Here is a 24,537-nt window from a genome sequence, read left to right on the forward strand (position 1 = left end):
CGACGACGGCGGACGCGGCGGTCGGACGTCGGTTCCGGGGTCCGCGGTTCACTTACGCCATGCTGCGGCAGCTCTCGGCGCAGCGCTCGAGGACCTCCGCGTTGACCTGGCAGTGATCGTGGTCGTGCTGACTGCACTCCTCGGCGCACGCCTCACAGATCTCCGCGCAGGCCTCGGCGAGGTGGCCGCTGTAGTCGGAGTCGCGGGCCATCAGCCGGGCGTGCAGCGAGGTGATGTCCGCGACGTCCCGGCACATCCGGGCGCACTCCTCCATCTCCTCCATGCCCAGACACTCGTCGGCGCACCACTCGCTGGTCTGGGTCGCCTCGTTGCAGATCTCGATGCACTCCTGCTCCTCGTCGCTCAGTCCGTCGATCTTCGAGACCGTCTCTGAAAGGGACATTACACCCGGACACAGGGGGTGATGGCCCGTTACGCTACTCCCTTCCATAGCAAGCCGGTAGCGCCGGGGGATCGGTAGTGGCGACCCGGGTAGTGTCGGATATTCGAACCGCGTTCGGTGACAGCTATCACTCGGCGGTCGACTCGTCCGCCGCATTCGATCGGCGAATACTGGCAGTATGGGCCCCGTCGCCCCTCGGAGGCGATTGCCGAGGAGGACCATCCCTCCTCGATCCGCTTCCTCGCCGGGGAGCGTCCGTTCCTCGTAAACCGGGATCGCGCCGTAGTGAGACTGTGGATTCGAAAGCCATCGGTCGGGAGGGGGCCACGTTACGTCGGTTATAGAGGTACCGAATCGTGTCGGTGACGGCGGGACCGGGAGAGGGAAGGGGCGTTCGAACCTCTCCGGGGAGGTGGACTGTGCCTTTCGAAACGAAGGAGAAACCGGCAAAAATGTCACCCCCGTATATTCACGACATGGCGGACACGATCCCGACCGAGGGGATGCTCCCGGGAGTGTCTGGGCGTGACGGCGGTGTCGTAAAGTGTGAGTCGGGCACGGCGACCGTCGAGAGGGGGATGCCGGGCCGGACGGGGTCGCTACGGCCGACGACGAGCGCCAGCGACGTGGACACGTCACCGCCTGACGAGTACGTGTCGGTCCCGAGGGTGAGCAGGTCGTGACGCGGAACAGTTCGTTCACGCGACCGCTTCTACTCGTCGTCGCCGTGATAGTCCTCCTGCCCGTCCTCGTGATGGCAACCATGATGCCGATGATGGGGATGTGGGGCTGGGGTCACGTGGCAGAGGGGGGGATGTGGAGCGGAACCGGGAGATGGTGGACGTGGCTCGTGATGTGGTTCGTCCCGCTGCTCGTCGTCGTCGGTATCGGCTATCTCGTCTACGACGGCGTCCGACGAACCGGAACCGGGGGCGACGATACCGCGCTCGAAGAACTCCGTGTCGCGTACGCCCGGGGCGACCTCTCCGACGAGGAGTTCGAGCACCGACGGGAACGTCTCCGACGCGAGGAGTGACGCCCGATGGCCGACGACACGCATCACCTCGCGAACCACGAATCTGCCCCTCCCACGGAGAAGCCGACCGATCGAGAGTGTCCCTGCTGTCGAGTCTGTGGATCGTACCGTACCGGCCACGACGCGGCGACGACCGGGGAACACGACCGCCACGAGTCCACAGAACACGGTGGGAGTGAACACGAACACGATCACGGCGGGATGGTCGACCACGCCGGCCACGAGGGGATGTTCAAGCGCCGGTTCGTCGTCTGCGCGCTGCTCGCCGTCCCCGTCCTCTACTACAGCGCGATGCTCCAGGAGTGGTTCGGCTACGCCGCCGTCACCTTCTCCGGCAGCGAGTTCGTCGCGCCCGTCCTCGGCGTCGTCATCTTCGCCTACGGGGGCGTCCCGTTCCTCCGGATGGGTGCCGTAGAGGCCCGGAACCGCGAGCCGGGGATGATGCTGCTGATCTCGCTGGCGATCACCGTCTCCTTCGTCTACAGCCTCGCGGTCGTCGCGTTCGACGTCGGCGAGCCGTTCTTCTGGGAGCTCGTGACGCTCGTCGTCATCTTCCTGCTGGGCCACTGGATCGAGATGCGCAGCGTCCGCCGGGCCTCCGGCGCGCTCGACCAGCTCGCCGATCTCATGCCGGCCACCGCCGAGCGCGTGACCGAGGCGGGCGAGACCGAGGAAGTGCCGGTCGCCACCCTCTCCGAGGGTGACCTGGTACTCGTCCGGCCGGGAGCGAACGTCCCCGCCGACGGCGTCGTCGAGGAGGGCGAATCGGACGTCGACGAGGCGATGGTCACCGGGGAGTCGACGCCGGTCGAGAAGGACCCCGGCGACGAGGTGATCGGCGGGACGACCAATCGGAGCGGCAGCCTCCGCGTCCGCGTGACCGCGACCGGCGAGGAGACGACGCTCTCGGGCATCGTGCGCCTGGTAGAAGAGGCCCAGCGGAGCAAGTCCCGGACGCAGGTGCTCGCCGACCGTGCGGCCGGGTGGCTCTTCTACGGCGCGCTCGGAGCGGCGGTGGTGACGGCCGTCGCGTGGACGCTCGCCGTGGGGTTCGGACTGTCGGTCGTCGAGCGAGTCGTCGCCGTCCTCGTGATCGCGTGTCCCCACGCGCTCGGACTGGCCGTGCCGCTGGTCGTGGCGATCAACACGTCGATGGCCGCGCGCAACGGGATGCTCGTCCGTGACCGGATCGCGATGGAGGAGGCCCGGAACCTCGACACGATCGTCTTCGACAAGACGGGAACGCTCACCAGGGGTGAACAGGGTGTCGTGGACGTGGTGGCGACGTCGGACTGGGACGAGAACGATGTCCTCCAGGTGATGGCCGCCGCGGAGGGCGACTCCGAACACATGATCGCGGCGGCGATTCGTGACGAGGCCCGGAAACGAGGGCTCGCGATACCGAGGACGAGTGGGTTCGAGGCGCTCGAAGGGCGCGGCGTGCGAGCGACCGTCGAAGGTGACGCGGCGCTCGCGGGGGGTGGCCACTCCGCGAGCGGGGGGACGGTCTTCGTCGGCGGGCCGAACCTGCTTCGACAGCTCGAGGTCGACCTCGGAGCCGACCTCGAGTCCTTTACCGAGGAGGCGGGCTCGCGCGGCCGGGGGGTCGTCTACCTCCTCCACCAAGAACGGGCGGTCGGTGCCGTCGCGCTCGCGGACGTCGTCCGCGAGGAGAGCCGGGAGGCGATCGACGCACTACACGCGATGGGTATCGACGTCGCGATGCTGACCGGCGATTCGGATGCCGTCGCCCGCTCGGTCGCCGAGGAACTCGGCATCGACACCTACTTCGCCGAGGTCCTCCCGGAGGACAAGGACGAGAAGATCGTCGAACTGCAGGCACACGATCGGCTGGTCGCGATGGTCGGCGACGGGGTCAACGACGCGCCGGCGCTGACCCGCGCGGACGTCGGCATCGCCATCGGGTCGGGCACCGACGTGGCCGTCGAGTCGGCCGACGTCGTTCTCGTCGAGAACGACCCGCGGGACGTCGTGAGCCTCGTCCGTCTGAGTCGGAAGAGCTACCGGAAGATGCAGGAGAACCTCGTCTGGGCGGCCGGATACAACGTGTTCGCGGTGCCGCTCGCAGCGGGGATTCTGGCGCCCGTCGGCGTCCTGCTCTCGCCTGCGGTCGGGGCGATCCTCATGTCGGCGAGCACGGTCATCGTCGCGATAAACGCGCAACTCCTGCGACGGGCCAACGTCGCGGCGTGAGAGGGATCGATTCGGTTCGTCCCCGTCGGGTGGCCGGTTGGAGGCGACAGGAGATGCCGTCGGAGGGTCGGTCGCAGTCCCTCGCACTCGCTCGGGAGGGGTGCGAGAGCGCCGGACTACCGCGTCCGGTCGGCATCACTCGCCGACTCGATCCCGCCCGCGACCCGTTCGATCTCAGACCGCGTGAGCGTCGGGACCGATCCCGGGATCGTGGCGGCGAGCGCGCGGGCCGCGACGGCGGTCTTCAGCGCCCCGGTCGGATCCGATCCGGCGCGGTGAGCGGCGAGGAACGCGCCGGCGAACGCAGCCGCCCGGCCCGTCGTGTCCACGGCGTCGACGGTCGGGTTGGGGTACTCGTGGACCGTCGCGTCGTGGTAGACGACACAGGTCCGCTCGCGGGTGAGGAGGACGTACTCGAACCCCCACTCCGCGGCGAGGCCGTGCGTGAGTTCGGCGGGCGAACCGGACCGTTCGAGCACGGTCTCGACGTCGGCCTCGCGGGCGACGAAGACGTCGACGGCGGGGAAGAACCCGGTGAGCGTCTCCCGTGCGGCGTCGGGACCGGGCCAGAGCCACGGGCGGTACTCCAGCGAGAACGCCGTCGTCGCCCCGGCGTCGTTCGCGGTCTTCAGGAACCGGGCGGTCGCCCCCGCGAGGTCGTTCGACAGCGCCGGGGTCGCACCCGTGACGTACGCGACGTCGGCCCGTTCGACGGGCTCGAGCGGGAGGTCGTCCATCGAGAGGGAGGCGGCGGCCGCACCCGTTCGGTCGTCGACCCGGTCGTCGCCCCGCGGAGGGCCGCCGCGCTCGTGGAACGTGAGCCCCTGTCGGCCCCCGCCCCACGAGACGCGAACGTCGAGGTCGTAGCCGCGGAGCTCGCTCGCGACCCGCCGACCCAGCGGCGAGTCGGGCAGCCGAGAGAGCCACGTCACGGGTTCACCCAGCCGCCGGGCGACGACCCCGGCGTTGCTCTCGGCCCCCGAGACCTGCACGTCGAGGCGGTCGGCCCGCTCCAGTCGGCCCGCTCCCGGCGGCGAGAGCCCCAGCGCGGTCTCGCCGAGCGTCACCAGCATACCCGTCGGTCGTGCCGCTCGGGTTTAGCGTTGCGGCCCGTTCGTCTCAGGAGTCGCACCCGTCTCGTGGCGATCGGCGGAACGGTCCACGGGTTTTGCCGGATCTCCCCATCGATCCGTGGACGTAGCGCGCGGAATGCATGGCGCGTACCGATGACGAGTTCGGCGATGCACCGTCACGTACAGCGGACCGAACTCGCGGATCGATGTTTCCCGGATAGCTCGACACGCGCCACATCCGGGTACCGGAGGGGTTTTGTAGCGATACCGGATAGAAGAGGACGGACGGCACGGTCAGACGGCGACCTTTCAACCCACGTGGTCTCCACGTGGACTACCGCTGACTGACCTACCCCGTCTCTCTACCGACGACGAGCGACCGCTGTTCCACGACCGGAGACACCAAACTGGGAGCGGTGGGCGCACAGACCTACCTGACGACACTGCCCCTCGTGCTGAGCGGAAGGACGACTGCCTTCCGAATACGGCCTCTAAGTCGGTCACGCCGGGGGCCGTCGATCAATAACCAGCCGAGTTAGAGCGTCCGAAGGGATCCGAACTCACTATCCGGAGTCACGGCGGCCACCGTGACCGGGGTAGTCCCGTTCGAACCGTGCCTCGATCTCTTCGGTCCCGAGTTCGACGAGGACGGGCCGGCCGTGGGGGCAGGCGTACGGGTTCTCGCAGTCGTCGAGCACAGAGAGGAGCGCGACGACCGACCCCTCCGCCAGCGACTCGTTGCCCTTGATCGCGGGGTAGCAGGCCATGTCGCCGAGGAGGTCGTCGACCGCCGCCTCGACCGTCCCCCCGGGATCGCCCCCGACGAAATCCGCGAGGAGGTCCCGGACCAGTTCGGGGGCGTCCGACCCGGCGAGGACGGCGGGGACGGTCCTGACGCCGATGCGCTCGCCGCCATCGTCGAGCGACGCGCGGAACCCGAGCCGGGCGAGCGCCTCCCCGTGAGCCTCGAACAGTTCGGCCTCCCGCGGCGTCACCGAGACCTCGACCGGCTCGACGAGCGTCTGGGTCGTCACGTCCCCGGCGAACCGCTCGCGGAGCCGCTCGTAGTTCACCCGCTCGTCCGCCGCGTGCTGATCGACCAGCACGAGGCCGTCGGGCGTCTCCGCGACCAGGTACGTGTCGTGAACCTGCCCGAGCACCCGCATCGGCGGCAGGCGTTCGAGGTCGACGTCCAGTGCGCTCCCGTCGTCGTCGGCCTCCGAACCGGCGAGTGTGGACTGTGCGGGCGACTGGCGGAACCGACGGGGGTGACCGTCCTCCTCGTCGTCCGGGGGGTCACGCGAGGGGGACGGCCCGCTGCCGGTTCCCGACGTCCGGCGGTCGGCGTCGTCGACGCTCGTCTCCTCGTTCGCGGAATCCCCCGGGGAGGCCGCGTCGTCCGATGTCGAACGGGAGGCGCGGTCCGCCTTCCGACCGCTCGTCGAGCCACCCTCCGACGCCGTGTCGAGGTCGGCGGTCCGCGAGCCTTCGTCGCGCCGGGACGACGCCGGCTGCTCGGGTTCGGAGACGGGTCCGTCCGTCGCCGGAGTCACCGACGGTGCGTCGCTCGTATCCGGAGCTGTCACGTCGCTCGCCTCCGCAGTCGCGTCGGTCCCCTCGACCCGTTCGGGGCGGACGGCCGTCTCGCCGGCCTGCGACCGACCGCGGGGGGCCGTAGACCGGAGCAGACCCGCGTCCAGTAGCCCGTCGCGGACGGCCTCGCGGACCCGCTGGCGGACCAGCTCCTCGTCGGCGAACCGGACCTCCATCTTCCGGGGGTGGACGTTCACGTCGATGGTCGCCGGGTCGACGTCGAGCCGCACCACCGCGAACGGGTAGCGGTCGGAGGCGAGCTGTCCGCCGTACGCGTCGACGACCGCCTCGCGGACCGCCCTCGCGGTCACGTACCGGCCGTTGACGAACGTCACGAGGTAGTCACGGGATGCTCGGTTCGTCTCGGGGTGGCTCACGAGCCCCGAGATCCCGCGGAGCGGGCCGCTCTCAGTCGTCTCCTCGTTCCTCTCGTCCCCCTCGTTCCGGTCGTCCATCGACCCGATCGGGATCACGTTCTCGGCGACCTCCCGACCGTACACGGAGAGGACGGTACTCCTGAGGTCACCCCGTCCGGTCGTGGCGAACGTCTCGCGATCGCCGTGTTCGAGCGATGTCGCGACACCGGGGTTCGCCAGCGCGTAGGCCGTGACGATGCGGTTGACGTGATCGAACTCCGTCCCGGGCTGTTTGAGGTACTTCCGGCGGGCGGGGACGTTGTAGAACAGGTCCTCGACCTCGACGACCGTGCCCTCGGGACAGCCCACGCGCCCGACGTCCGTCACCTCGCCACCCTCGACGCGGAGCTCCGTGCCGGTCGCGCCTCCGCGCTCGCGCGTCCGGACGGTCAGGCGCGAGACGGCACCGATGGCGTGGAGCGCCTCCCCGCGAAAGCCGAGCGTGCCGACACCGCCTTCGAGATCGTCGATGTCACGGATCTTCGAGGTGGTGTGCTCGCGGACGGCCGCCCGGACCCCCTCGCGGGACATCCCGACGCCGTCGTCGCGGACGACGATACCGTCGATACCCCCGGATTCGACGGCGACCGACACCCGCGAGGCGTCGGCGTCGACGCTGTTCTCGACGAGTTCCTTCACCGCGCTCGCCGGCCGCTCGACCACCTCGCCCGCCGCGATGCGGTCGACTGTGGCCGGGTCAAGTTCGCGGATCTCGCGTCCGGAGCGGCCGTCGCTCATCGCCGTCGACACCTCGGTCGGGTGTGCGGACGACCACCAGTGCTCATCGCCCCGAGCGAGGGAACGAGCACGTATCAATCCCGCGGGGTGGGGCGACCAGGGGGAGATATGTACCGGCCGACCGAACGGGAGCGGCGTGACCGCCCTCCACCTCCTCGTCCGAACCGTACACGTTCTCGGGATGGTCGTCCTCCTCGGCGGGAGCGCGTCCGCCTGGAACGCGCTCCGTTCCGACCCGGATCCCGGACTCCTCGTCCGGTACGAGTGGCTGTTCTGGGGGACGACTGGCGCGATGCTCGTCACCGGCGTCGGCAACCTCGGCGCGCTCGGCGCGCCCGGCCCGGCGACCCGCTGGGGGACGGTACTGACGGTCAAGCTCGCGCTCGTTCTCGTGTTCGTCGTCGGCTCCGCCGTCCGGACGCTCGCGGTCGAGCGGCTCGCCCGCGAGGACGGGGCGCTCGCCGCCGCGCGCGCCCCACTCAGGCGGCTGTACGCCGCGACCACCGTCGCCCTGCTCGCCGTCGTCGTCCTCGCGGAGGTGCTCGCCCATGGCTGAGATGGCCGAGATCCACCTCGAGACGTGGACGGTCGCGACGTTCGACGTCGTCGCCCTCGGTCTGGTCGGGGTCCTCGCGGGCCACGCGAGCGGCGGGCTCGGCGAGGCACTCGGGAACGTGGGAACCGTCGCGGGAGTGCTGGTCTTCGGCTACCTCTGGGTGCTCACCCTCGTCGCGATGCGGTGGGTGCTCGCCGACGGCGGCCTCTCCCGGGGGGCGGGCCGGTCGCTCGGGCAGCTTCTCGCCCGCGGCGTCGCCGGGTCGGCGCTCGTCGGAACGGCGTTCGTCGGTGGGCTCGGACTCGTGGCGGGGCTCCTCGGCCTCCGCTCGGGGATCGACCTCCTCTCGGTGGGGCTCCTGACGCTGTTCGGTGCGGTCGGCGGGGCCATCGGCGGGGCGCTCCTCGGAGTCGTCTTCGGACTCGTCGACGTGGGCCTCGCCCGGGGGGCCGACGCCCTGGTCGACCGGCTGGTGGACTGACGCACTCGCGGTGTCGGGAACCGCGCATCCGGAGTGGTATCGACCATCAAACCGGAAGACTACGGGAGGAGTTTTCCGATAGAACGATCTCACCCCGGCCACCGACAGTGTCGTACCTCTCCTCCCGTACCACAGCGACGAGTAGCGGTGGCAACGGCGTCCGAGCGACGGGCGGTCGCGACGGCCAGGACGGGCCGAGCGGCCCGGACGGGGTGGCGGGCTGATGTTCGGGACGGGCATCCCCCCGGTGGGACTGGTACTGCTGGTACTCCTGGGGTTCACCATCGCCACCACGGTCAACACGTTCGCGATGGAGGCGGCGGTGCTGTTCACCCCCGCGTTCCTGTTCGTCTTCCCCCGCGTCGTCCCCGGCTTCCCCTCGATCGGGGTGAACGCGGCCATCGGACTGGCGCTGTTCGTCGAGCTGTTCGGCTACAGTTCGAGCGTCGCGGCCTACTGGTTCCGCCACCAGATCGACTTCGACGTCGCCCGGAAAGTCCTCGCAATCACCGTCCCGGTCGCCGTCGTCGCCCGGGTCGGCTCCTACGCCGTCCCCTCGACGGCGCTGATGCTCGCGTTCGGCGGCCTGCTCGTCGTCCTCTCGGTCGTGCTCTACGAGTCACACGAACACGGCCCGTCGCTGATGGACGCGCTCCTGGAGAAGCCCGTCTCGGGGCTGGGTCTCACCGACGAGCTTCCGGACTCCTACGAGCCACGGACGCGGGCGCTCGCCGACGGCGGGACGGAGGGCGCCGGACGGGGATCGTTCCACCTCGAACCGCTCGACACGGCGATGACCGTCGTGGGCGGCGCGCTCGCCGGGCTCGTCGGCATCGCCGTCGGCGAGCTCACACAGACGATGCTCACCGTCCGGAAGAAGGTCCCCGTGGGGATCTCGACGGGGACGAGCGCGTTCGTGCTCCACCTCACGATCGTCTCGGCGCTGATCACCAACGTCGCCCTGCTCCGGTTCGCGCCGAGCATCGCGGGCGAGGGGTTCACCGTCCCGTTCGGGGTCGGTATCTTCGTCGCCATCGGGTGCCTGTTCGGCGGGCAGATGGGCGCGTACCTCAACAGCCGGCTCTCCGAGGCGGCGGTGATACGGATGCTGATGGTCGCCTACTTCCTCGTCGGCGTCCTCGTCAGCGTCCGGACGCTGTTTCTCGGGGCGACGCATTAGCACTCATCGGTCGCGCCGGATACTGTCCTATCCGGGCACCGTTCGTCCCGCTGAAAGGATATTGTTCCGCGAGAAACCACGCGACGGTGGCAGTGCCAGTCACAGTGGCCACGTGATAGCGCTGTCCTTCACGCGACAACAGGTCACGCAAGGATCGCGAGCGGCCTTACCTGTATCCCAGGTATTCGAGCCGGCGTTCGGCATCATTATTGATCGTTTCATCTTGTCTCTCAGGGGGGGCTGACCGGACGACTTTCCGTCTTTTCCCCGGGAACTCGTGCCACGGCACCTTCAGTAATTTCGCCACGTGAACGTTCGGAGGGTGGCCGTACCCCCTCACCGGCACGGGAAGGGTCCGATCACCGATGAGATTAGCGTGATCCGAAGTGATCACTGTCTTTCCCTCTAATCTATCGATCAAATCAGGTATGTATCCTAGTACGAGTTCGAGGTTCTCGCGGTAGGCGTCCTGGAGGAGGGAGTGGTCGTTCCGAAACGACCTATACGCCTGATGCCAGGGATCGGTGGCGAACTTCTTCTCACGCTCGCCGTACACCCCACGATTATATTCTATTTTCTCACCGCTCTCCCCCAGGAATGGATGGTGTGGCTGCATGAAGTGGATAATGATTCTCTTTCTCGGATACTCCGACGCGATCCGGGACGCTGCTTCGCTCATCGTGCCCGGTGGGACCGTTTTGACAGATTCCTCCCAATAGCTATCGCTCCCATTTATCAGGTCATGCTTTGCGTGGAACACGCCCTCAGGGATGTTCTTCGTGAACGGATTCGAGCTGATATATACCGTATCGTGATAGTTCCCAGAACCGAAGTTCTTTCGCAGAAACTCCAGCGATGCGCTTCCTTCGGAGATCCTATGAGATAGGGTCTCGGTGTCCAGATGGGGGTTATCAGTTATTACCCGCCGATAGGTATCGAGCCTGCAACCATCGAGTATGATCAGATTGTCCCAGTCGAGCTGCATGAGTTCGGAATCCTTGTCGTTTCGGAGATAAGACTGTACCTTACCGTTTATTACCAATCCAACCAACCGGATAGTGGAGATACTATTCGTGTTCGAATTGTAGAACTGTGGCAGGATGGCTCTATCGACGGTACGTTTGATAAATCCGATCGATTTGAGAGGGTGTCGAACCCCCTTTACTATCTCACTTATCTTCATCACGGGTGGAACGAGACTGTATTCGTGGTGCACCTTGGCTGAAACGGAGGGAGTACGCATCAGGATCCGTTAGCAGACGAATAGGCGTTCCGTAAACTAATCGGACTAAGAGATATAAAAACATTACAGGTGGATGAAGACGGACCGATTCGGATGACTGCTCCCCTCGTGTATCACCGGGTATCATCCACTCCAGTGTGGAGTCAGTGATTGACGTTCGGGCGCCCCCGGGACATTCTATCATCACCCCGATCTTCGCCTGCTGGTCCGACGTGGCGACTCCTAATCGACACGTCTCCTCCGCAAATCATCCCCGACTTCCCGTCATAGAGAATCGAGGCGGATACCCGCGTCTTCAGGCGTCCCGAGAACGCCAGAGGCGTTCTCGTGGGCTGCACGAGACGAACCGCGTCTCGTGAACGCGGGAGGAAGCCGACAGGGTGCCGTCTTTCCCACTGTTCTTCGACCGTCCGGTTTCCGAACGTGAGCGGTACTGCTAACTGAGTGTTGATTGTGTGTCATGGTACTGCATCCGAGCCAAAATGACTCGGGTGTAGGGGCACCCGTAGGCGTGCCCCGGATTAAACATCCCGGCGATGTGCAGAAACTCGGGGCCGATGCCGCCGTCCCTCCGGGTCGGAGTAACCGACTCGTGAAACGACCGCGTTCGAGGCCACCGAGAATTAAAGCGGTGTGAGTCAGCCGGTCGGTCCGTCGTGGACCGAACGTGCCTCTCCATAGGCCAGCGTCTCTCCGGATAAAGCCTGGAGAGAGTACGTCCGAGGACGCAGAACAGCCTCCTCGGACCGAACGCTGACGTACAGCCCGCCTCGGTCTGCCGCAGGTCGGTGGCTGGAAACCCATCATGGGGGAAATGCCACGGCCTTCAGGCCGTGGTAGCTTACTCGAGAAGTCGCTCCGCGACTTCGCCTGGCGCCAACCCGATGATATTCACTAGAAAGATCGTTTCCACTACTGATGCGGCCGAGAACACGTCGCAGTGATCGTGTCGTCACGAAGCGTCGGATCACCCGCCGGTGGTGAGGGATGGGGGGTGGTTACACGGCAGTCGAGGCCCGCACGCTGTGGCGAGACGCTTTGTACTCCGGGGACGTCCCAACGAAGAACGATGACCTCGGACGACCGGTACAACAAGAAGGGGGTGCTGAAGAAGAAACACTACAAGCGCGAGCTGGGACGGCTCCAGGAGGAGCTGGTGAAACTCCAGCACTGGATCGAGGCGGAGGGCCTCAACGTCTGCGTCGTCTTCGAGGGGCGCGACGCCGCGGGGAAGGGCGGCGTGATAAAGCGAATCACCCGGCGGCTCAACCCCCGCGTCGCCCGCGTCGTGGCGCTCGGCACGCCCACCGAGCGCGAGCGGGGACAGTGGTACTTCCAGCGGTACGTCGAGCACCTGCCCACGGCGGGGGAGGTCGCCCTGTTCGACCGGAGCTGGTACAACCGCGCGGGCGTCGAGCGCGTGATGGGGTTCTGCACCGACGAGGAGTACGAGGAGTTCCTTCGCTCCTGTCCGGAGTTCGAGCGGATGCTCGTCCGGTCGGGCGTCCACTTGGTGAAGTACTGGTTCTCGATCGGGCCGGAGGAGCAGGAGCGCCGGTTCCGAAAGCGCAACCGCGACCCGAAGCGCCGCTGGAAGCTCAGCCCGATGGACCTCGAGGCACGCCGACAGTGGGGAGCGTACTCGCGGGCCAAGGACGAGATGCTGGAGCACACGGACATCGAGGAGGCACCGTGGAACGTCGTCCACGCGGACGTGAAGCGCCACGCGCGGCTGAACTGCATCACCCACCTCCTCGACCAGTTCGACTACGAGGACCTTACGCCCGATCCCGTGGAACTCCCCGATCGGGGCCCGCGAGCGGACGACCGCCCCGACATCGACGAGCAGAACTGGGTTCCGGCGGTGTACGGGTCGAACCCGGCTGAGGAGTGACGGGCCGCGGCGGAGCGACCGGCACTCGACGGCGGATCCCGTCGGTACTAAGCGGGAGAGGCCGACTGACGGCTACCGCTCCCGGCGGGCGAGCGCCCGCTCCAGTGCGGTCCGGCGGCGTCGGTTCATCCCCGGGACCTTCGGGGGTGCGACCCACCGGGCGGCGGAGTGTTCGTCGCTGAGCGTCACCTCCGGCGTCGACCTCCGGGTCGACGCGAGGTAGTAGACGAAGAACTTCGAGCGCTTCTGTCCCCGTCGCTTCGTCGCCGTGAACACCGGGGAGTCGACGTCGACGCTCAGCGCCGTCTCCTCGCGCATCTCGCGGTGGAGCGCCCCCATGGGGCGCTCGCCCCTGTCTATCCGGCCGCCGGGGAACTCCCAGTCACCGCTTCCGGCGTCCCGCAGCACCAGAACCATCCCCCCGGAGTCGAAGACGACGGCCTTCTGACTCACGCAGGCCGTCATCGACTCCCCGTCCTCGCTCCCCCTCATTCGATTCTGGGACATCGTCGGTCTTCACAGGTTCGACCGGGTGACGTATCAATCCGTTGGCCGTCGCGTCGAGTTCCGACCGTTCCAAACGCAGGACTGCACGCCGGTGGAACGGTTAGCCCTGGCCTTCGCCGTCGGGGTGACCGACCCGAACACCGGCGGGTCGCGTCCCGAGTCCGGTCGATTCAACAGTTGTAGCCACGACCACCGACCACGGTTCACGTCCGGCCGCGCGTGGTTCCCCGGGGCCGACGCCGAGACAGTCCCGAAGACACCGTTCCAGATGTCCGCCACGAACGAGCTCCACGACCGCATCGAGGACGTATCGAACGCGAGCGCCAGCGGGCCCCACCTCGTCACGCTGGCGGTTCCGCCGGAGACACCGATCGACGCCGCGCTCGAACGGATCGAGGAGTGATCACGGCCGCGACCGATCGGCGCTCAAACGGGTAGCGGGAGCCGTCACCGCCGTCCCGTCCGACCCGGTGCCGGTCCGAGTGGGCGTGCGGACGCTCACTCCTCCCTGAGCTGATCCTGCCACTCCTGGACCCGCGCCATCAGCTCGACCGGCGGCGTCCCGTTCACGTCGGTCCCCCGGAGCTCCTCCAGGACCGACTCGACCGCCGGGTCGAGCGGGTCGTCGGGTCGGGAGGCGTCCGACGGGTCCGGGTTCCGCGCCTCGCCGCCGTCGGCGGTCGTCTCGCGGAAACTCCCGCTCCCGAGGTCGAAGACGACCTGTCTGGTCCCACCACCGCCGTCGCCCCCGCGCTCGGACCCCCGGACGTCGATGGCCTTCTCCTCACGGAGCCGACGGAGTACGTCGCGTGCGCGCTCGACGACCGGTCCCGGGACCCCCGCGAGGTCCGCGACGTGGACCCCGTACGAGCGGTCGGCGGGCCCCTCCTCGACCGTCCGGAGGAACGTCACGTCGCCGTCGCGCTCGTCGGCGGTCATGTGGACGTTGTGGACGCCCGGCAGCCGGTCGGCGAGCGCCGTCAGCTCGTGGTAGTGGGTGGCGAACAGCGTCTTCGATCCGACGGTGTTGACGAAGTACTCCGTCGCGGCCCACGCGATGCTGATACCGTCGTACGTCGCGGTCCCCCGCCCCACCTCGTCGAGGACGACCAGCGAGTCCTCGGTGGCCGAGTGGAGGATGTTCGAGAGCTCCTGCATCTCGATCATGAACGTCGAGCGGCCCTGTGCGAGCTCGTCGAGCGCGCCGACGCGGGTGAAGATCCCGTCGACGAGCCCGACCCTGGCGCTGCGGGCCGGGACGAACGACCCCACCTGCGCGAGCAGGACGACCAGTGCGGCCTGGCGCATGTACGTCGACTTCCCGCTCATGTTCGGGCCGGTGACGATCAGGAACCGGCGGTCGCGGTCGAGGTGGAGGTCGTTGGGGACGAACTCCTCGGTCTGTTCGACCACCGGGTGACGCGCGGCTTCGAGGTGGAGCGCGTCCTCGCCCACGAGATCGGGGCGGACCCAGTCGTTCCGGACGGCGTGGACCGCCATCGATCCCAGCGTATCGAGCTCGGCCAGTGCACGACCGACGGACTGGAGCAGGTCCGCCCGGTCGGCGACCCGGTCGCGGAGCTCGTCGAACACCCGGCGCTCGACCTCCGCCCGGCGCTCTTCTAACCTCATAATCTCGCGTTCCCTCTCGCGGAGCTCGGCCGTCTCGTAGCGCTCGCTGTTCTTCAGGGTCTTGATGCCCTCGTAGTGGTCGGGGACGCGGTCGGACTCGGACTTCCCTATTTGAATGTAGTAGCCGTCCGTCCGGTTGCGGTCGACGGTGACCCGCGAGAGCTCCGTTCTACCTTTCTCGCGCTCGGGGAGCGTCTCGATCCAGTCGAGAGCCGCCTCGTGCTCCTCGACGAGCTCGTCGAGTTCGTCGTCGAATCCGGGTCTGACGAGCCCCTCGCCCGCGGAGCAGGGCTCCTCGGCGAGCGCGTCGGCGAGCGCCGCACGGAGGTCGGCGACGGACTCGCGGTCGACCTCGGCGAGGACCGCCGCGACGGGCGAGTCGGCCAGCCGCGATGACTCGACCGCCTCCGCGAGATCCGGTACCAGGGAGAGCGTCTCGCGCACCCTGACGAGCGCCTCGGGGCCGGCGCTCCCCGAGACGGTGCGGGAGGCGAGTCGTTCGAGATCGTAGGCGTCCCCCAGGAGTTCGCGCAGTCGCTCGCGAGCCATCGCATCCTCGGCGAGCGCCGCCACGCCCTCCTGTCGGTGTTCGAGGTCGGCCCGGGAGCGGAGCGGCCGCGTCAGCCACTCCTTCAGGAGCCGACCGCCAGCCGCGGTCACCGTGTGATCCACCACGGAGAGCAGCGACCGCCCGCCGCCGGTCATCGTCTCCGTGAGTTCGAGGTTGCGCTGTGTGGTCGCGTCGAGTGAGACGTGCTCGTCGGGTTCGTACGCCCGTAACCTGGTGATGGAGGCGAGCACGCCCACGCCCGTCTCCTCGACGTACGCCAGGGCCGCGCCAGCCGCCCGGACGGCCGCGCCCTCGACCAGCGAGTCAGCCGCCCCGCCGAACTGCTCGCGGAGGGCGTGCCGGGCGCGGTTGGGCGCGAACGCCTCGGCGTCGTGGAGCGTGAACGTCGCGTCCGAGCGCTCGCGGACGGCGCTCAGGAAGTCGTCGTCGTTCCGCAGGTCCGGGCCCGGGAGGACCTCGGTGGGATCGAACCGGTAGAGTTCCGTCCGGGCGCGGGCCCGGGCGTCGACCCCCGAGAGCGTCGTCGCGTGGAACCGACCCGTGGTAACGTCGAGGAACGCCAGCCCCACGTCGTCACCGTCCGCGACGGCCGTCGCCAGGTAGCGGGCGTCCTCGCCGGAGGGGTCGACGAGGGTCCCGGGCGTGACGACCCGCGAGACGCGGCGCTCGTGGCCGCCCTCCGTCTCGTGCTGGTCGGCGACGGCCACCCGGTAGCCGCGCTCGACCAGCGCCTTCAGGTACGGCGCGAGGTCGTCCACGGGAACGCCGGCCATGTCGTAGGACTCTCCCCCCGAGGAACGCTGTGAGACCTTCAGGTCGAGTTCGTCACCGACCGCCCGTGCGTCCTCGTGAAAGAACTCGTAGAAGTCCCCCATCTGCATCGCCAGCAGGTCCGCGTCGGTTCCCTCCTTGAGCGAGAGGTACTCGCCGACGATACCCGAAGCCATGACCGGTGGTGGCCCGGCCGGGGGTAAAACGATGTGGTTCGCGTGACGGAGGCGATCACCGGGCGGTGTTCGGACGAGGGGCCGAACCGGAAGTGTAGCCGGGCGCGCCAGCTATTTGTCCCTCCTGCGTGAGGGCAGTGTATGCTCGAAACCGCACTCCTCGTCGGCGGTGCCTTCGGCGTCCGGCACGCCTTCGAGGCGGACCACGTCGCCGCCGTCGCGACGCTCGTCGAGGAGGAGGGCCGATCGGCGTCGACGGGCGCGGCGTGGGGCGTCGGCCACTCGATCCCGATCCTCGCCCTCGGTGCGCTCTTCCTGGCGCTCGACCTCCGCGTTCCCTCCGACGTCGCGACCGCGTTCGAGGCGGTCGTCGCGGTCGTCCTCGTCGCGCTGGGACTCAGGGCCGTCGCCGGCCGGGAGGCCCTGGGGCTCTCGCTCCTGCGACACGTACACGGGGACGGGTCGACGCACGCGGAGCACGACGACCACGGTCACGATCACGGACACAGCCACGACCACGACGACCACGGACACCACCACGTCACGATCGCCGGTCGGGAAGTCGGGCTGACCCACTCGCACGCGGACGGGGCGTCGTTCGCCGTCGGGGTCGTCCACGGCCTGGCGGGGAGCGGCGGCGTGGTGGTCGCGCTCGCCGCGGCCGCGCCGACCGTCGCCGACGGCGTCGGGTTCCTCATCGGGTTCGCGGGGGCGACCGTCGCCGCGATGGGGCTGGCGGCGTGGGGCTGGAGCCGTGCCGTCGGCCACACCGGGGTCCTGCGGGTGGTCGCCGGGGTCGCGAGCATCGCCGTGGGACTGCTCCTCGTCGCCGAGGTGAGCGGGTTCGCGACACTGGGCTGAGCGCGAACGCGGGAGCAACCCACCCGAGAGCTACGTCGTCCTCTCCACGACGAGAAACGAAGGGGCGGTCCCGATCCAGTAATTTTTACTACCCCAGCCGAGACCTGCATTCACGAAATACCGATTTCGAATAAAGAACGTGTTCGCGCCCCGACGGTGGGACCCGTCGAACCGGGTACCCCGGCGAGCAGTCCGACCTCGCCCTCCTCGCGTGGCGGTCACGTGGAACCTATCGGAGAGCGCCGCGTTCCACAACGATCCGACTATCCAGATGAGACCCGCTCATGCCCTCCAGCCCTCGAACCCACGTATCGCTCGCTCCCGCGGCGGAAGACCGGTCCAGTTGTCCAAACCCTCTCCGGGAGGTCCGACCGAATGACCGTCATCCTGGAGTTCACGCTCCCCGCCGAGTCGTTCTCGTTCGGGCGGGCGACGGGCGGGGACCCGGACGTGCTGGTCGAGATCGAGCGCCTCGTCCCTGCGGGCGACGATCGGATCCCGTTCCTCTGGGCGACCGGCGAGGAGTTCGACCGGTTCGAACGGCACCTCCGGGACAGCGAGATCGTCGAGCGCGTAGAGCGGTCGACCCGGATCGGTGACAGCGCGCTCTACTCCGTCGAGTGGCACGACGGAAAGGAGCCGTTCCTGAACGGGCTCCTCGACACGGGCGGCACCATCGTGGAGGGGAGCGGCGACGACGCCTGGTCGTTCACGGTGCGCTTTGCCGATCCCTCCGACCTCGAACGATTCCACCAGTTCTACCACGCCCACGACTATCCGCTCGAGATCGAACGGATACACAGCCACGACGAGACCGCCGAGATCGAGTTCGGGGCGGGGCTCTCGCCCGCACAGCGCGAGGCGCTCCGGCTGGCGGTCGAGCACGGGTACTTCTCCATCCCCCGGGAGACGACGCTGGAGGAGATCGCCGAGGACCTGGGAATCAGCCGTCAGGCGGTCTCCGAGCGCGTCCGCCGGGGGACCGAGTCGGTCCTCCATCACTCGATAACCGGGATCGATCCCGGCCGCGAGGAGGCCGAGGAGACGGCCGCGGAGTAGACGCGGCTCCGACGGCGTCGGGTTCCTCCTCGGGTTCGCGGGGACGACCGTCTTCGCGACGGGGCTCACGGCGTGGGGGTGGAGCCGTGCCGTCGGCCACGCCGGTACCCCCGGGCAGTCGCCGGGATCGGCAGTATCGTCGTGGGACTGCGCCCGGTCGCGGAGGTCGTCGGGGTCACCGTGCTCGACGGATCCGGGCATCCGTGGTGTGCGGTCGTTAGGGGGGCCGCTGGTCCGGCGTGTCCACCGGATCCCTGCGGGAGGCGTCGGGCCGGAATCGTGTCGACCCCGGGAAGATCCCCGCTCCGACGAGGCGCGTGTGTACGATCGGTCCGGTGCCGCCTTTACACACCAGGAGACGTTACTATATTTCGGGCATCTTTTCTCGTAATTACAGAGCGGCGATCGCACACCACGCGTGTCCCTGCGGAGGGCCGCCCACACAGGGCTGCCCTGGTGGCAGTCAACCTCGTTCCCCTCCGCGACCGACCCCGGGGGCACACTATGACGCACACCCGTTCTGCACGATCGATCGTTGTAATGACACACACCCACTACACCCGAACGGTGAACAACAGCGAAACAGCCCCACTGGGACCGTCGTCAGTATCGTCTCGACCGGCCGTCCGGGCGAGGTGGTCGCGGTGACGATCATCGTGGAGTTCACGCTCCCCGCCGAGACGTTCGCGATCGGGCGGTCGACGAACGGGGACCCGGACGTCGAGGTGGAGATGGAGCGTCTGGTCTCCGTCGGTGAGGACCGCCTCCCGTTCCTCTGGGCGACCGGCGAGGACCTCGAGGCGTTCGAACGGCACCTCCGGGACAGCGAGATCGTCGAGGACGTCGGCGTGCTGACCCGCGTCGGTAACCACACCCTCTACGCCGTCGAGTGGCGCGAGTCCGAGGAGGCGTTCCTGAACGGGCTCCTCGACACGGGAGGGTCTCTCGTGGAGGCGCACGGCACCGGGACGTGGTCGTTCACGGTACGGTTCACGGACCCCGAGGACCTCTCGCGTTTCCACGACTTCTACCGGGCGCATGACTACCCGGTCGAGGTCGAGCAGCTCCACACGGGTGAGGGGAAGGCCGGAACCGAGGTCGACATCGACCTCTCGTCCAAACAACACGAGGCACTACTACTGGCGATCGAGCGGGGGTACTTCGGCGTCCCCCGGGAGGTGGCCCTCCAGGAGATCGCGGAGGAGTTCGGGATCACCCGTCAGGCGGTCTCCGAGCGCGTCCGCCGGGGGACCGAGTCGGTCCTCAGGAGGTCGCTGGTCGGAGCCAGCCGGGAGGAGTCCGAAGGGACGATCGTAAAGTAGCCGGGGACGGCGGCCGTCAAGGCGCCGCCGTCACTCGTACTCGGCGGAGTTGTCCTGCGGGTCGTACCCGAGGACCTCGCGTGCACGCTCGATGGAGTAGTACTTGCGGTCGTTGTCGGAGATGCCGTAGAGGATCTCGAACCCGTAGTCGGCCTCGAGCGCACACTGGTGGAGGTGCGCGCAGTCGCGGTGGGAGAGCCACATCGCCTGGCCGCGCTCGTAGTCCCGCGGCGGGTGGTTCTCGGTGAGATTGCCGATACGGAGACAGCAGGCGGAGATACCGTGTTCGTCGTGGTAGTACCGACAGAGGATCTCGCCGGTGGCCTTCGAGACGCCGTAGAAGTTACCCGGACGGGGGAGTTCGGTGCCGTCGAGGCGGAACTCGTCGCCCTCCCGGTAGATGTCGGGCTTGCGGTCGGTCTCGAAGTGACCGACGGCGTGGTTCGAGGAGGCGAAGACGAACTTCTCCACCCCCGCCTCGACGGCCGCGTCGAGCAGCACCTTCGTCCCGTGGACGTTGTTCTCGAGGACGGAGTTCCAGGGGGCCTCCGGCCGGGGGTCGCCGGCGAGGTGGATGACGGCCCCGCAGCCCTCGCAGGCCTCGCCCATCAGCTCCGCGTCCTCGAGGTCGCCGACGAGGTACGGGAGGTCCGGTTCCTCGGCGGGCGGGTTGTGGTAGAGCAGCCGCCAGTCGTACGCGTCGGCCAGCCCGTCGAGGATGGCCCCGCCGACGCGGCCGCCCGCGCCCGTCAGCAGTACGGTGTCGTCCATGTCGCTCGTACGTTGGGAAATGCGGGAGCCCGGTAAGAAACGTCCGGTTCGGGCGAGAGCAGGCCGGGGACTCCAAGCGCCCCCGTCCGAACCCGTCCGTTCGGGGGTGTGCCGGGCGTGTGAATGACGGCCCCTCGGAGGACCGGATCAGTCGCCCGTGCTCGTCGCGTTGTAGACCACGGTCACCTGCGCGCCCACCGTCACCTTGCCGCCCTCGAAGGAGGTCGGCACGCCACCGCCCCCGTCGCCGCCCGTCGCGAACGCGACGTCCTCCCGGGCGAGGGGCTGGACCGAGACGTCACCCGTCCGGACGCCCCGTACGCCGCGGACCTCGAGGCCGGTCCCGTTGGCCGCCACGGCGGCCTTGCCGCGCGCGTTCTCGACGGCCCTCGACAGCGCCCGCTCGCGGAGGTCGCGCCGGGTGTCCGGCGCGACCGTGAACCGCACCTCCTCGACGCTCGTGGCGCCGTTCTCGACGGCGACCACGACGATATCGCCGGCCCGGTCGGTCTCGTTCAGGGCCACGACGAACGCGTGGCGGCCCTCGAACTCCGGCGCCGAGGGTCGATCCTCGTGCTCGTAGTTCCGACCGATGTCGTACCGGGCCGAGGTGATCTGGCCGGCCGCCAGTCCGGCCGCTCGAAGCGCCTCGCGCATCCGCGAGGCGTTCTCGGCCAGCCGCCCCCGGACGGCCTCGACGGAGTCCGCCCGGGCCGTCACGGCCACCCGGACGACCGCGCGGTCCGGGGCGGTCTGAACCTGGCCGCTCGCCCCGACCGCGATGGTCCGCTGTGTCCCGGACGATGGCTGTGTCACGTCGCCCGAGGACGGTCCGTTCGCGGTCGGGTTCGAGGTGTCGGCCGGCGCGCTACAGCCAGCGGTCGCGGCGAGCAGTGCCACCGCGACGGCCGCGAGGGTGCGTCGCATGTCCGGAGCGTGCGTCCCCGGGGACAAACCGGCGGCGGAGGTTCAAGCGGGCGTTTGATACACCCCGCCCTGCGGGGGTCGACACCCCGCCAACACGTCGCGATCCGTCCGTTCGTCGGGCGGTCCTGCCGGTCGTCTGGGGTTCGAAAACAGGGTGAAGCGACGCGGAACGGCGGGTGCCCGGGCGGCCGGGATCAGTTCAGCCGCGCGAACGCGAGCTGGCCGGAGACGTTCTCGACGTAGATGTCGACGACGTCGCCCTCGCTCGCTCCGGGGACGAAGATGGTGTACTTCCCGCGCTCGGCGACCCCGTCGCCCTTCCGGCCCGTACCGGTGATCTCGACGGTGTAGGTCTCGCCCTTGCGGACGGCGTCCTGGGTGCGGTTCGTCGAACCGGTCCGCTTTGCGACCGGCCGGAACGCCCCGCAGGCGTCACACCGGAGCATGGGCGTGCGGTCCTCGCGGACGAGGCGGGTGTCCGGCAGGCCACACTCCGAACAGAGGACGTACTCCTCGAGGTAGTCCTGGAGGACGGCGTCGAAGTCCGGCCCCGAGAACCGGCCGTTGTACCGGCCGACGCCCTCCTCGAGCTTGCCGGCGGTGCCGAGCGCCCGCTGGACGAACGAGTGGACGTGATCGGTCTCCCGGGAGAGCGTGTCGGCGATGCTGTCGAGGTTGGTGAGTCGCGTGAACGCGCCGTCGGGCTGTGCCGCCGCGTCGGGTACCGTGAGCCGGTCGCCGCTGGTCGAGCGCTCCGGAAGCTCGTCCATGGCGCGGCCGAGGCTCGCTTCGTAGTCCATAGGCGAAGGAGGTTCCCGACACCTAAAGGGGTATCGTGATTGTCGGTATCACGAACCGGATGACGTTCACGGGGTTACGGGGCCGTTCCGGCGGGTTCGAGCCGAACGCACCAGGTTTACCCTCCCGGCTCCGAGGGCCGGGTATGGACGAAGGCTCGGATCCCGACGCCCCGGGCGACCGCGAAGGAGCCTGCTTCGAGGCGGGCGTGAAGTTCGGCACGATCTACCATCAGTTCGCCGGGACGCCGCTCTCGCCGGACAGCGCCGACTCGCTTGCTCGGGCCATGGAAGAGGCGATCGAGAACCAGCCCCACTGCGAGTCCGTGACCGTCGAGCCCCGCTACGACGAACTCGAACGGGCCGTCGAGGAGGGGCCGGCGAGCTACGTCGAGTGGACCGGCCGGTTCGCCGACGTCCGGATGACGATACGTTACGAGGGGGTCGAAGTCCGGACGCGGATGGCGATGACGGAGGGCTATCCCCTCATGGAGGTCACGGACGTGCGGGGGTAGGTCCCGCCCACGACCACCACGCCACAGGTTTATATTCCGGTACGTCGTCAGATCGGGTATGTCCCTCCACGCGGTAGACGACCTCGGTGACGCCCTCGCAGCGACGCGGGCGTTCCTGTTCCCGTTCGAGGCGGGCAGGTGGCTCAGGCTCGCGATCGTCGCGTTCTTCGTCGGCGGCGTCGGCGGCAACGTCCCCACCTCCGGGTTCCAGACCGGCGGCAACGTCGACCCGGGCCCGGTCGACCCCGGCGGGCCGGGGACGATGCCGCCCGAACTCGGCGGGGACGCGGTGGCGCTCATCGTCGCCGTCGTCGCGGCGCTGGTCGCGATCGGCCTCCTGTTCGGGTTCGTCGGTTCGGTGATGCAGTTCGTCCTCGTGCGGTCGCTGCGCGAGGAGGCGGTCCACGTCAGGCGTTACTTCCGCGAGCACTGGCGGGCCGGCGCGCGGCTGTTCGGGTTCCAGATCGGCCTCGGACTGCTCGCCGTCGCGGTGATCGCGATCCCGATCCTGGCGCTGGTGTTCACCGCGGGTGGCCTCGGAGCCGTCGGTTCCGGCCAGGCGTTCGGCCTGGTCCTAGTCCTGCTCCCGCTGGCGTTCGTCGTCGGCGTGCTCTTCGCGCTGATCGACGGGTTCACGACGTTCTTCGTGGTGCCCGTGATGCTCCTCGAGGGAACGGGCGTGCTGGCCGCCTGGGGACGGTTCTACCGCACCCTCCGGGCGGAGTGGAAGGAGTACCTCGCGTTCACCGGGCTGACGTTCGTCCTGACGCTCGTGGTCGGGATCGCCGTCGGGTTCGTCGTCGGCATCGTCGCGCTTCTCGTGTTCGGGCCGCTGGTTCTCTTCGGCATGGTCGGGGTCGTCTCGGCCGGCGTGTTCGGACCCGGCGGGCTCGGAGCCGCCTCGCTCCCGTTGCTCCTCGCGCTGGCCGGCGTCGGCCTGCTGGCGCTGCTCCTCGTGATGGCCGCGGCCGCGCTCGTGCAGGTCCCCGTCGTGACGTACTTCCGCTACTACGCGCTGCTGGTGCTGGGCGACACCGACGCCGACCTCGACCTGATTCCCGAGCGACGCCGGGCCGTCCGCGCCGGGAGCGGGGGCGGACGGTCCGACGAGGGCTCGGGAGCCGAGTCGGCCTGATACGGGCACGGGCCGTCGTAACGGGTTTACCGGGGATCGCCCGACCGGATCGGTGACCCGGAGGACGACGAGGGTCCGAACGAACGCCCGTACGGTCGTTTCACTTCCGGTTTCGGGCTCGCTTTTATACGCTCCCCGAGAGGAACCTCCGTCATGAGTCAGTCCACCCTTGACGACGACGAGCTGTTCGGCGAGGCCGCCAGCGAGATGCGCGAGGACGTCGAGTCCTCGCTGGCGGCGGCCCGCGCCGCGCTGCCCGATGCCGACGCCATCTGGGACGTCGAGGCGGACAACACGCTGGGCGTGCTCAACTCGCTCCGGTCGGCGCTCGACGTCGGCGACGCCGAGGACCACCTCCGGGACGCCAAGAAGTGGTACGCGGTGGGCAAGCGGGCCGAGGCGTTCGAGGACGCCGACGATCTGGAGGAGGCGATCGAGGAGATCGAGGAGCTGATGGAACAGATCACCGCGGCCCACGGGAAGGTCTCGGACCTCGCGTCGACCGTCCCGGAGCTCCGGGGGGCGCTGGAGGAGGCCGCGGGCGACGGCGATGACGAGGCGGAAGACGAGGAGGAGTAACGACAGCGCCGCTCACCGCTTCGCCGGCCACCCGCGTGCGGCACGCGGTGCGTCGCCGTCGTCGACGGGGATGTCCCGGCATGGTAC

General features: G+C 68.7%; 23 protein-coding genes. 14 read left to right on the forward strand and 9 right to left on the reverse strand.

Annotated features, from left to right (window positions below; all coding sequences use genetic code 11):
* Positions 1-52 precede the first annotated feature (52 nt).
* Positions 53-403: a four-helix bundle copper-binding protein gene (locus tag WDJ58_RS20580; protein WP_338915186.1), complete on the reverse strand. Its 351-nt coding sequence runs from the start codon at positions 401-403 to the stop codon at positions 53-55.
* A 476-nt stretch (positions 404-879) separates the two neighbouring features.
* On the opposite strand from WDJ58_RS20580, the gene WDJ58_RS20585 reads away from it, so the two are divergent.
* The 3 genes from WDJ58_RS20585 to WDJ58_RS20595 are packed head-to-tail and all read left to right on the forward strand — an operon-like array spanning position 880 to position 3,653.
* The gene (locus tag WDJ58_RS20585) at positions 880-1,086 is read left to right on the forward strand and encodes a hypothetical protein (RefSeq protein WP_338915187.1); all 207 of its coding nucleotides are present in this window, start codon (positions 880-882) and stop codon (positions 1,084-1,086) included.
* Positions 1,083-1,439, forward strand: a complete 357-nt coding sequence (locus tag WDJ58_RS20590) for an SHOCT domain-containing protein (RefSeq protein ID WP_338915188.1) — start codon at positions 1,083-1,085, stop codon at positions 1,437-1,439. The genes WDJ58_RS20585 and WDJ58_RS20590 overlap by 4 nt, the downstream gene beginning before the upstream one ends.
* 6 nt (positions 1,440-1,445) lie before the next feature.
* The gene (locus WDJ58_RS20595; RefSeq protein ID WP_380661365.1) at positions 1,446-3,653 is read left to right on the forward strand and encodes a heavy metal translocating P-type ATPase; all 2,208 of its coding nucleotides are present in this window, start codon (positions 1,446-1,448) and stop codon (positions 3,651-3,653) included.
* A 116-nt stretch (positions 3,654-3,769) separates the two neighbouring features.
* Here WDJ58_RS20595 and WDJ58_RS20600 read toward each other — a convergent pair whose 3' ends face one another.
* Both WDJ58_RS20600 and mutL read right to left on the reverse strand, forming a co-directional pair.
* Complete coding sequence (locus WDJ58_RS20600) at positions 3,770-4,726, reverse strand: PfkB family carbohydrate kinase (protein WP_338915189.1); 957 nt, start codon at positions 4,724-4,726, stop codon at positions 3,770-3,772.
* A gap of 563 nt (positions 4,727-5,289) precedes the next feature.
* Positions 5,290-7,473: a DNA mismatch repair endonuclease MutL gene (gene mutL, locus WDJ58_RS20605; protein ID WP_338915190.1), complete on the reverse strand. Its 2,184-nt coding sequence runs from the start codon at positions 7,471-7,473 to the stop codon at positions 5,290-5,292.
* A gap of 181 nt (positions 7,474-7,654) precedes the next feature.
* Between mutL and WDJ58_RS20610 the strand changes: the two genes are divergently transcribed.
* The 3 genes from WDJ58_RS20610 (at position 7,655) to WDJ58_RS20620 (ending at position 9,690) form a co-directional block, all read left to right on the forward strand.
* Positions 7,655-8,029, forward strand: coding sequence for a CopD family protein (locus WDJ58_RS20610; RefSeq protein WP_380661659.1), 375 nt, complete (start codon positions 7,655-7,657; stop codon positions 8,027-8,029).
* On the forward strand, positions 8,022-8,510 hold the full coding sequence (locus WDJ58_RS20615; RefSeq protein ID WP_338915192.1) for a hypothetical protein: 489 nt from the start codon (positions 8,022-8,024) through the stop codon (positions 8,508-8,510). The genes WDJ58_RS20610 and WDJ58_RS20615 overlap by 8 nt, the downstream gene beginning before the upstream one ends.
* 223 nt (positions 8,511-8,733) lie before the next feature.
* Positions 8,734-9,690, forward strand: coding sequence for a sulfite exporter TauE/SafE family protein (locus WDJ58_RS20620; RefSeq protein WP_338915193.1), 957 nt, complete (start codon positions 8,734-8,736; stop codon positions 9,688-9,690).
* A 166-nt stretch (positions 9,691-9,856) separates the two neighbouring features.
* Here WDJ58_RS20620 and WDJ58_RS20625 read toward each other — a convergent pair whose 3' ends face one another.
* Complete coding sequence (locus tag WDJ58_RS20625) at positions 9,857-10,675, reverse strand: hypothetical protein (RefSeq protein WP_338915194.1); 819 nt, start codon at positions 10,673-10,675, stop codon at positions 9,857-9,859.
* 1,327 nt (positions 10,676-12,002) lie between these two features.
* Between WDJ58_RS20625 and ppk2 the strand changes: the two genes are divergently transcribed.
* The gene (gene ppk2, locus WDJ58_RS20630; protein ID WP_338915195.1) at positions 12,003-12,827 is read left to right on the forward strand and encodes a polyphosphate kinase 2; all 825 of its coding nucleotides are present in this window, start codon (positions 12,003-12,005) and stop codon (positions 12,825-12,827) included.
* A 72-nt stretch (positions 12,828-12,899) separates the two neighbouring features.
* Here ppk2 and WDJ58_RS20635 read toward each other — a convergent pair whose 3' ends face one another.
* Positions 12,900-13,334, reverse strand: a complete 435-nt coding sequence (locus WDJ58_RS20635; protein ID WP_338915196.1) for an NUDIX hydrolase — start codon at positions 13,332-13,334, stop codon at positions 12,900-12,902.
* 91 nt (positions 13,335-13,425) lie between these two features.
* On the opposite strand from WDJ58_RS20635, the gene WDJ58_RS20640 reads away from it, so the two are divergent.
* Positions 13,426-13,737, forward strand: a complete 312-nt coding sequence (locus tag WDJ58_RS20640) for a hypothetical protein (protein WP_338915197.1) — start codon at positions 13,426-13,428, stop codon at positions 13,735-13,737.
* A gap of 95 nt (positions 13,738-13,832) precedes the next feature.
* Here the strand turns inward: WDJ58_RS20640 and mutS are convergent, their stop codons facing one another.
* Complete coding sequence (gene mutS, locus WDJ58_RS20645) at positions 13,833-16,484, reverse strand: DNA mismatch repair protein MutS (RefSeq protein WP_338915198.1); 2,652 nt, start codon at positions 16,482-16,484, stop codon at positions 13,833-13,835.
* 141 nt (positions 16,485-16,625) lie between these two features.
* Here mutS and WDJ58_RS20650 point away from each other — a divergent pair, with 141 nt between their 5' ends.
* The 3 genes from WDJ58_RS20650 to WDJ58_RS20660 all read left to right on the forward strand — a co-directional run bounded on the left by WDJ58_RS20650 (position 16,626) and on the right by WDJ58_RS20660 (position 19,726).
* Positions 16,626-17,345 (forward strand): hypothetical protein, encoded by a 720-nt coding sequence (locus tag WDJ58_RS20650; RefSeq protein WP_338915199.1) that lies wholly within the window; start codon positions 16,626-16,628, stop codon positions 17,343-17,345.
* 375 nt (positions 17,346-17,720) lie between these two features.
* Positions 17,721-18,404: a helix-turn-helix domain-containing protein gene (locus WDJ58_RS20655; RefSeq protein WP_338915200.1), complete on the forward strand. Its 684-nt coding sequence runs from the start codon at positions 17,721-17,723 to the stop codon at positions 18,402-18,404.
* Positions 18,405-19,048: 644 nt separating this feature from the next.
* On the forward strand, positions 19,049-19,726 hold the full coding sequence (locus WDJ58_RS20660; protein ID WP_338915201.1) for a helix-turn-helix domain-containing protein: 678 nt from the start codon (positions 19,049-19,051) through the stop codon (positions 19,724-19,726).
* Positions 19,727-19,756: 30 nt separating this feature from the next.
* Here WDJ58_RS20660 and azf read toward each other — a convergent pair whose 3' ends face one another.
* From azf to WDJ58_RS20675, 3 genes are all read right to left on the reverse strand, one after another.
* On the reverse strand, positions 19,757-20,497 hold the full coding sequence (gene azf / locus WDJ58_RS20665) for an NAD-dependent glucose-6-phosphate dehydrogenase Azf (protein WP_338915202.1): 741 nt from the start codon (positions 20,495-20,497) through the stop codon (positions 19,757-19,759).
* A 147-nt stretch (positions 20,498-20,644) separates the two neighbouring features.
* Complete coding sequence (locus tag WDJ58_RS20670; RefSeq protein ID WP_338915203.1) at positions 20,645-21,424, reverse strand: SIMPL domain-containing protein; 780 nt, start codon at positions 21,422-21,424, stop codon at positions 20,645-20,647.
* A gap of 194 nt (positions 21,425-21,618) precedes the next feature.
* Positions 21,619-22,224: a translation initiation factor IF-2 subunit beta gene (locus WDJ58_RS20675; RefSeq protein WP_338915204.1), complete on the reverse strand. Its 606-nt coding sequence runs from the start codon at positions 22,222-22,224 to the stop codon at positions 21,619-21,621.
* Between the two features lie 143 nt (positions 22,225-22,367).
* On the opposite strand from WDJ58_RS20675, the gene WDJ58_RS20680 reads away from it, so the two are divergent.
* From WDJ58_RS20680 to WDJ58_RS20690, 3 genes are all read left to right on the forward strand, one after another.
* On the forward strand, positions 22,368-22,736 hold the full coding sequence (locus WDJ58_RS20680; protein WP_338915205.1) for a dihydroneopterin aldolase family protein: 369 nt from the start codon (positions 22,368-22,370) through the stop codon (positions 22,734-22,736).
* 58 nt (positions 22,737-22,794) lie between these two features.
* Positions 22,795-23,871: a DUF7544 domain-containing protein gene (locus WDJ58_RS20685; protein WP_338915206.1), complete on the forward strand. Its 1,077-nt coding sequence runs from the start codon at positions 22,795-22,797 to the stop codon at positions 23,869-23,871.
* A gap of 153 nt (positions 23,872-24,024) precedes the next feature.
* Entirely contained in the window at positions 24,025-24,450 is a 426-nt protein-coding gene (locus tag WDJ58_RS20690) for a DUF5790 family protein (RefSeq protein WP_338915207.1), read from the forward strand.
* Positions 24,451-24,537: the final 87 nt, after the last annotated feature.

It is taken from the genome of Salinirubellus litoreus, assembly GCF_037335815.1.
Lineage (GTDB): Archaea > Halobacteriota > Halobacteria > Halobacteriales > Haloarculaceae > Salinirubellus > Salinirubellus litoreus.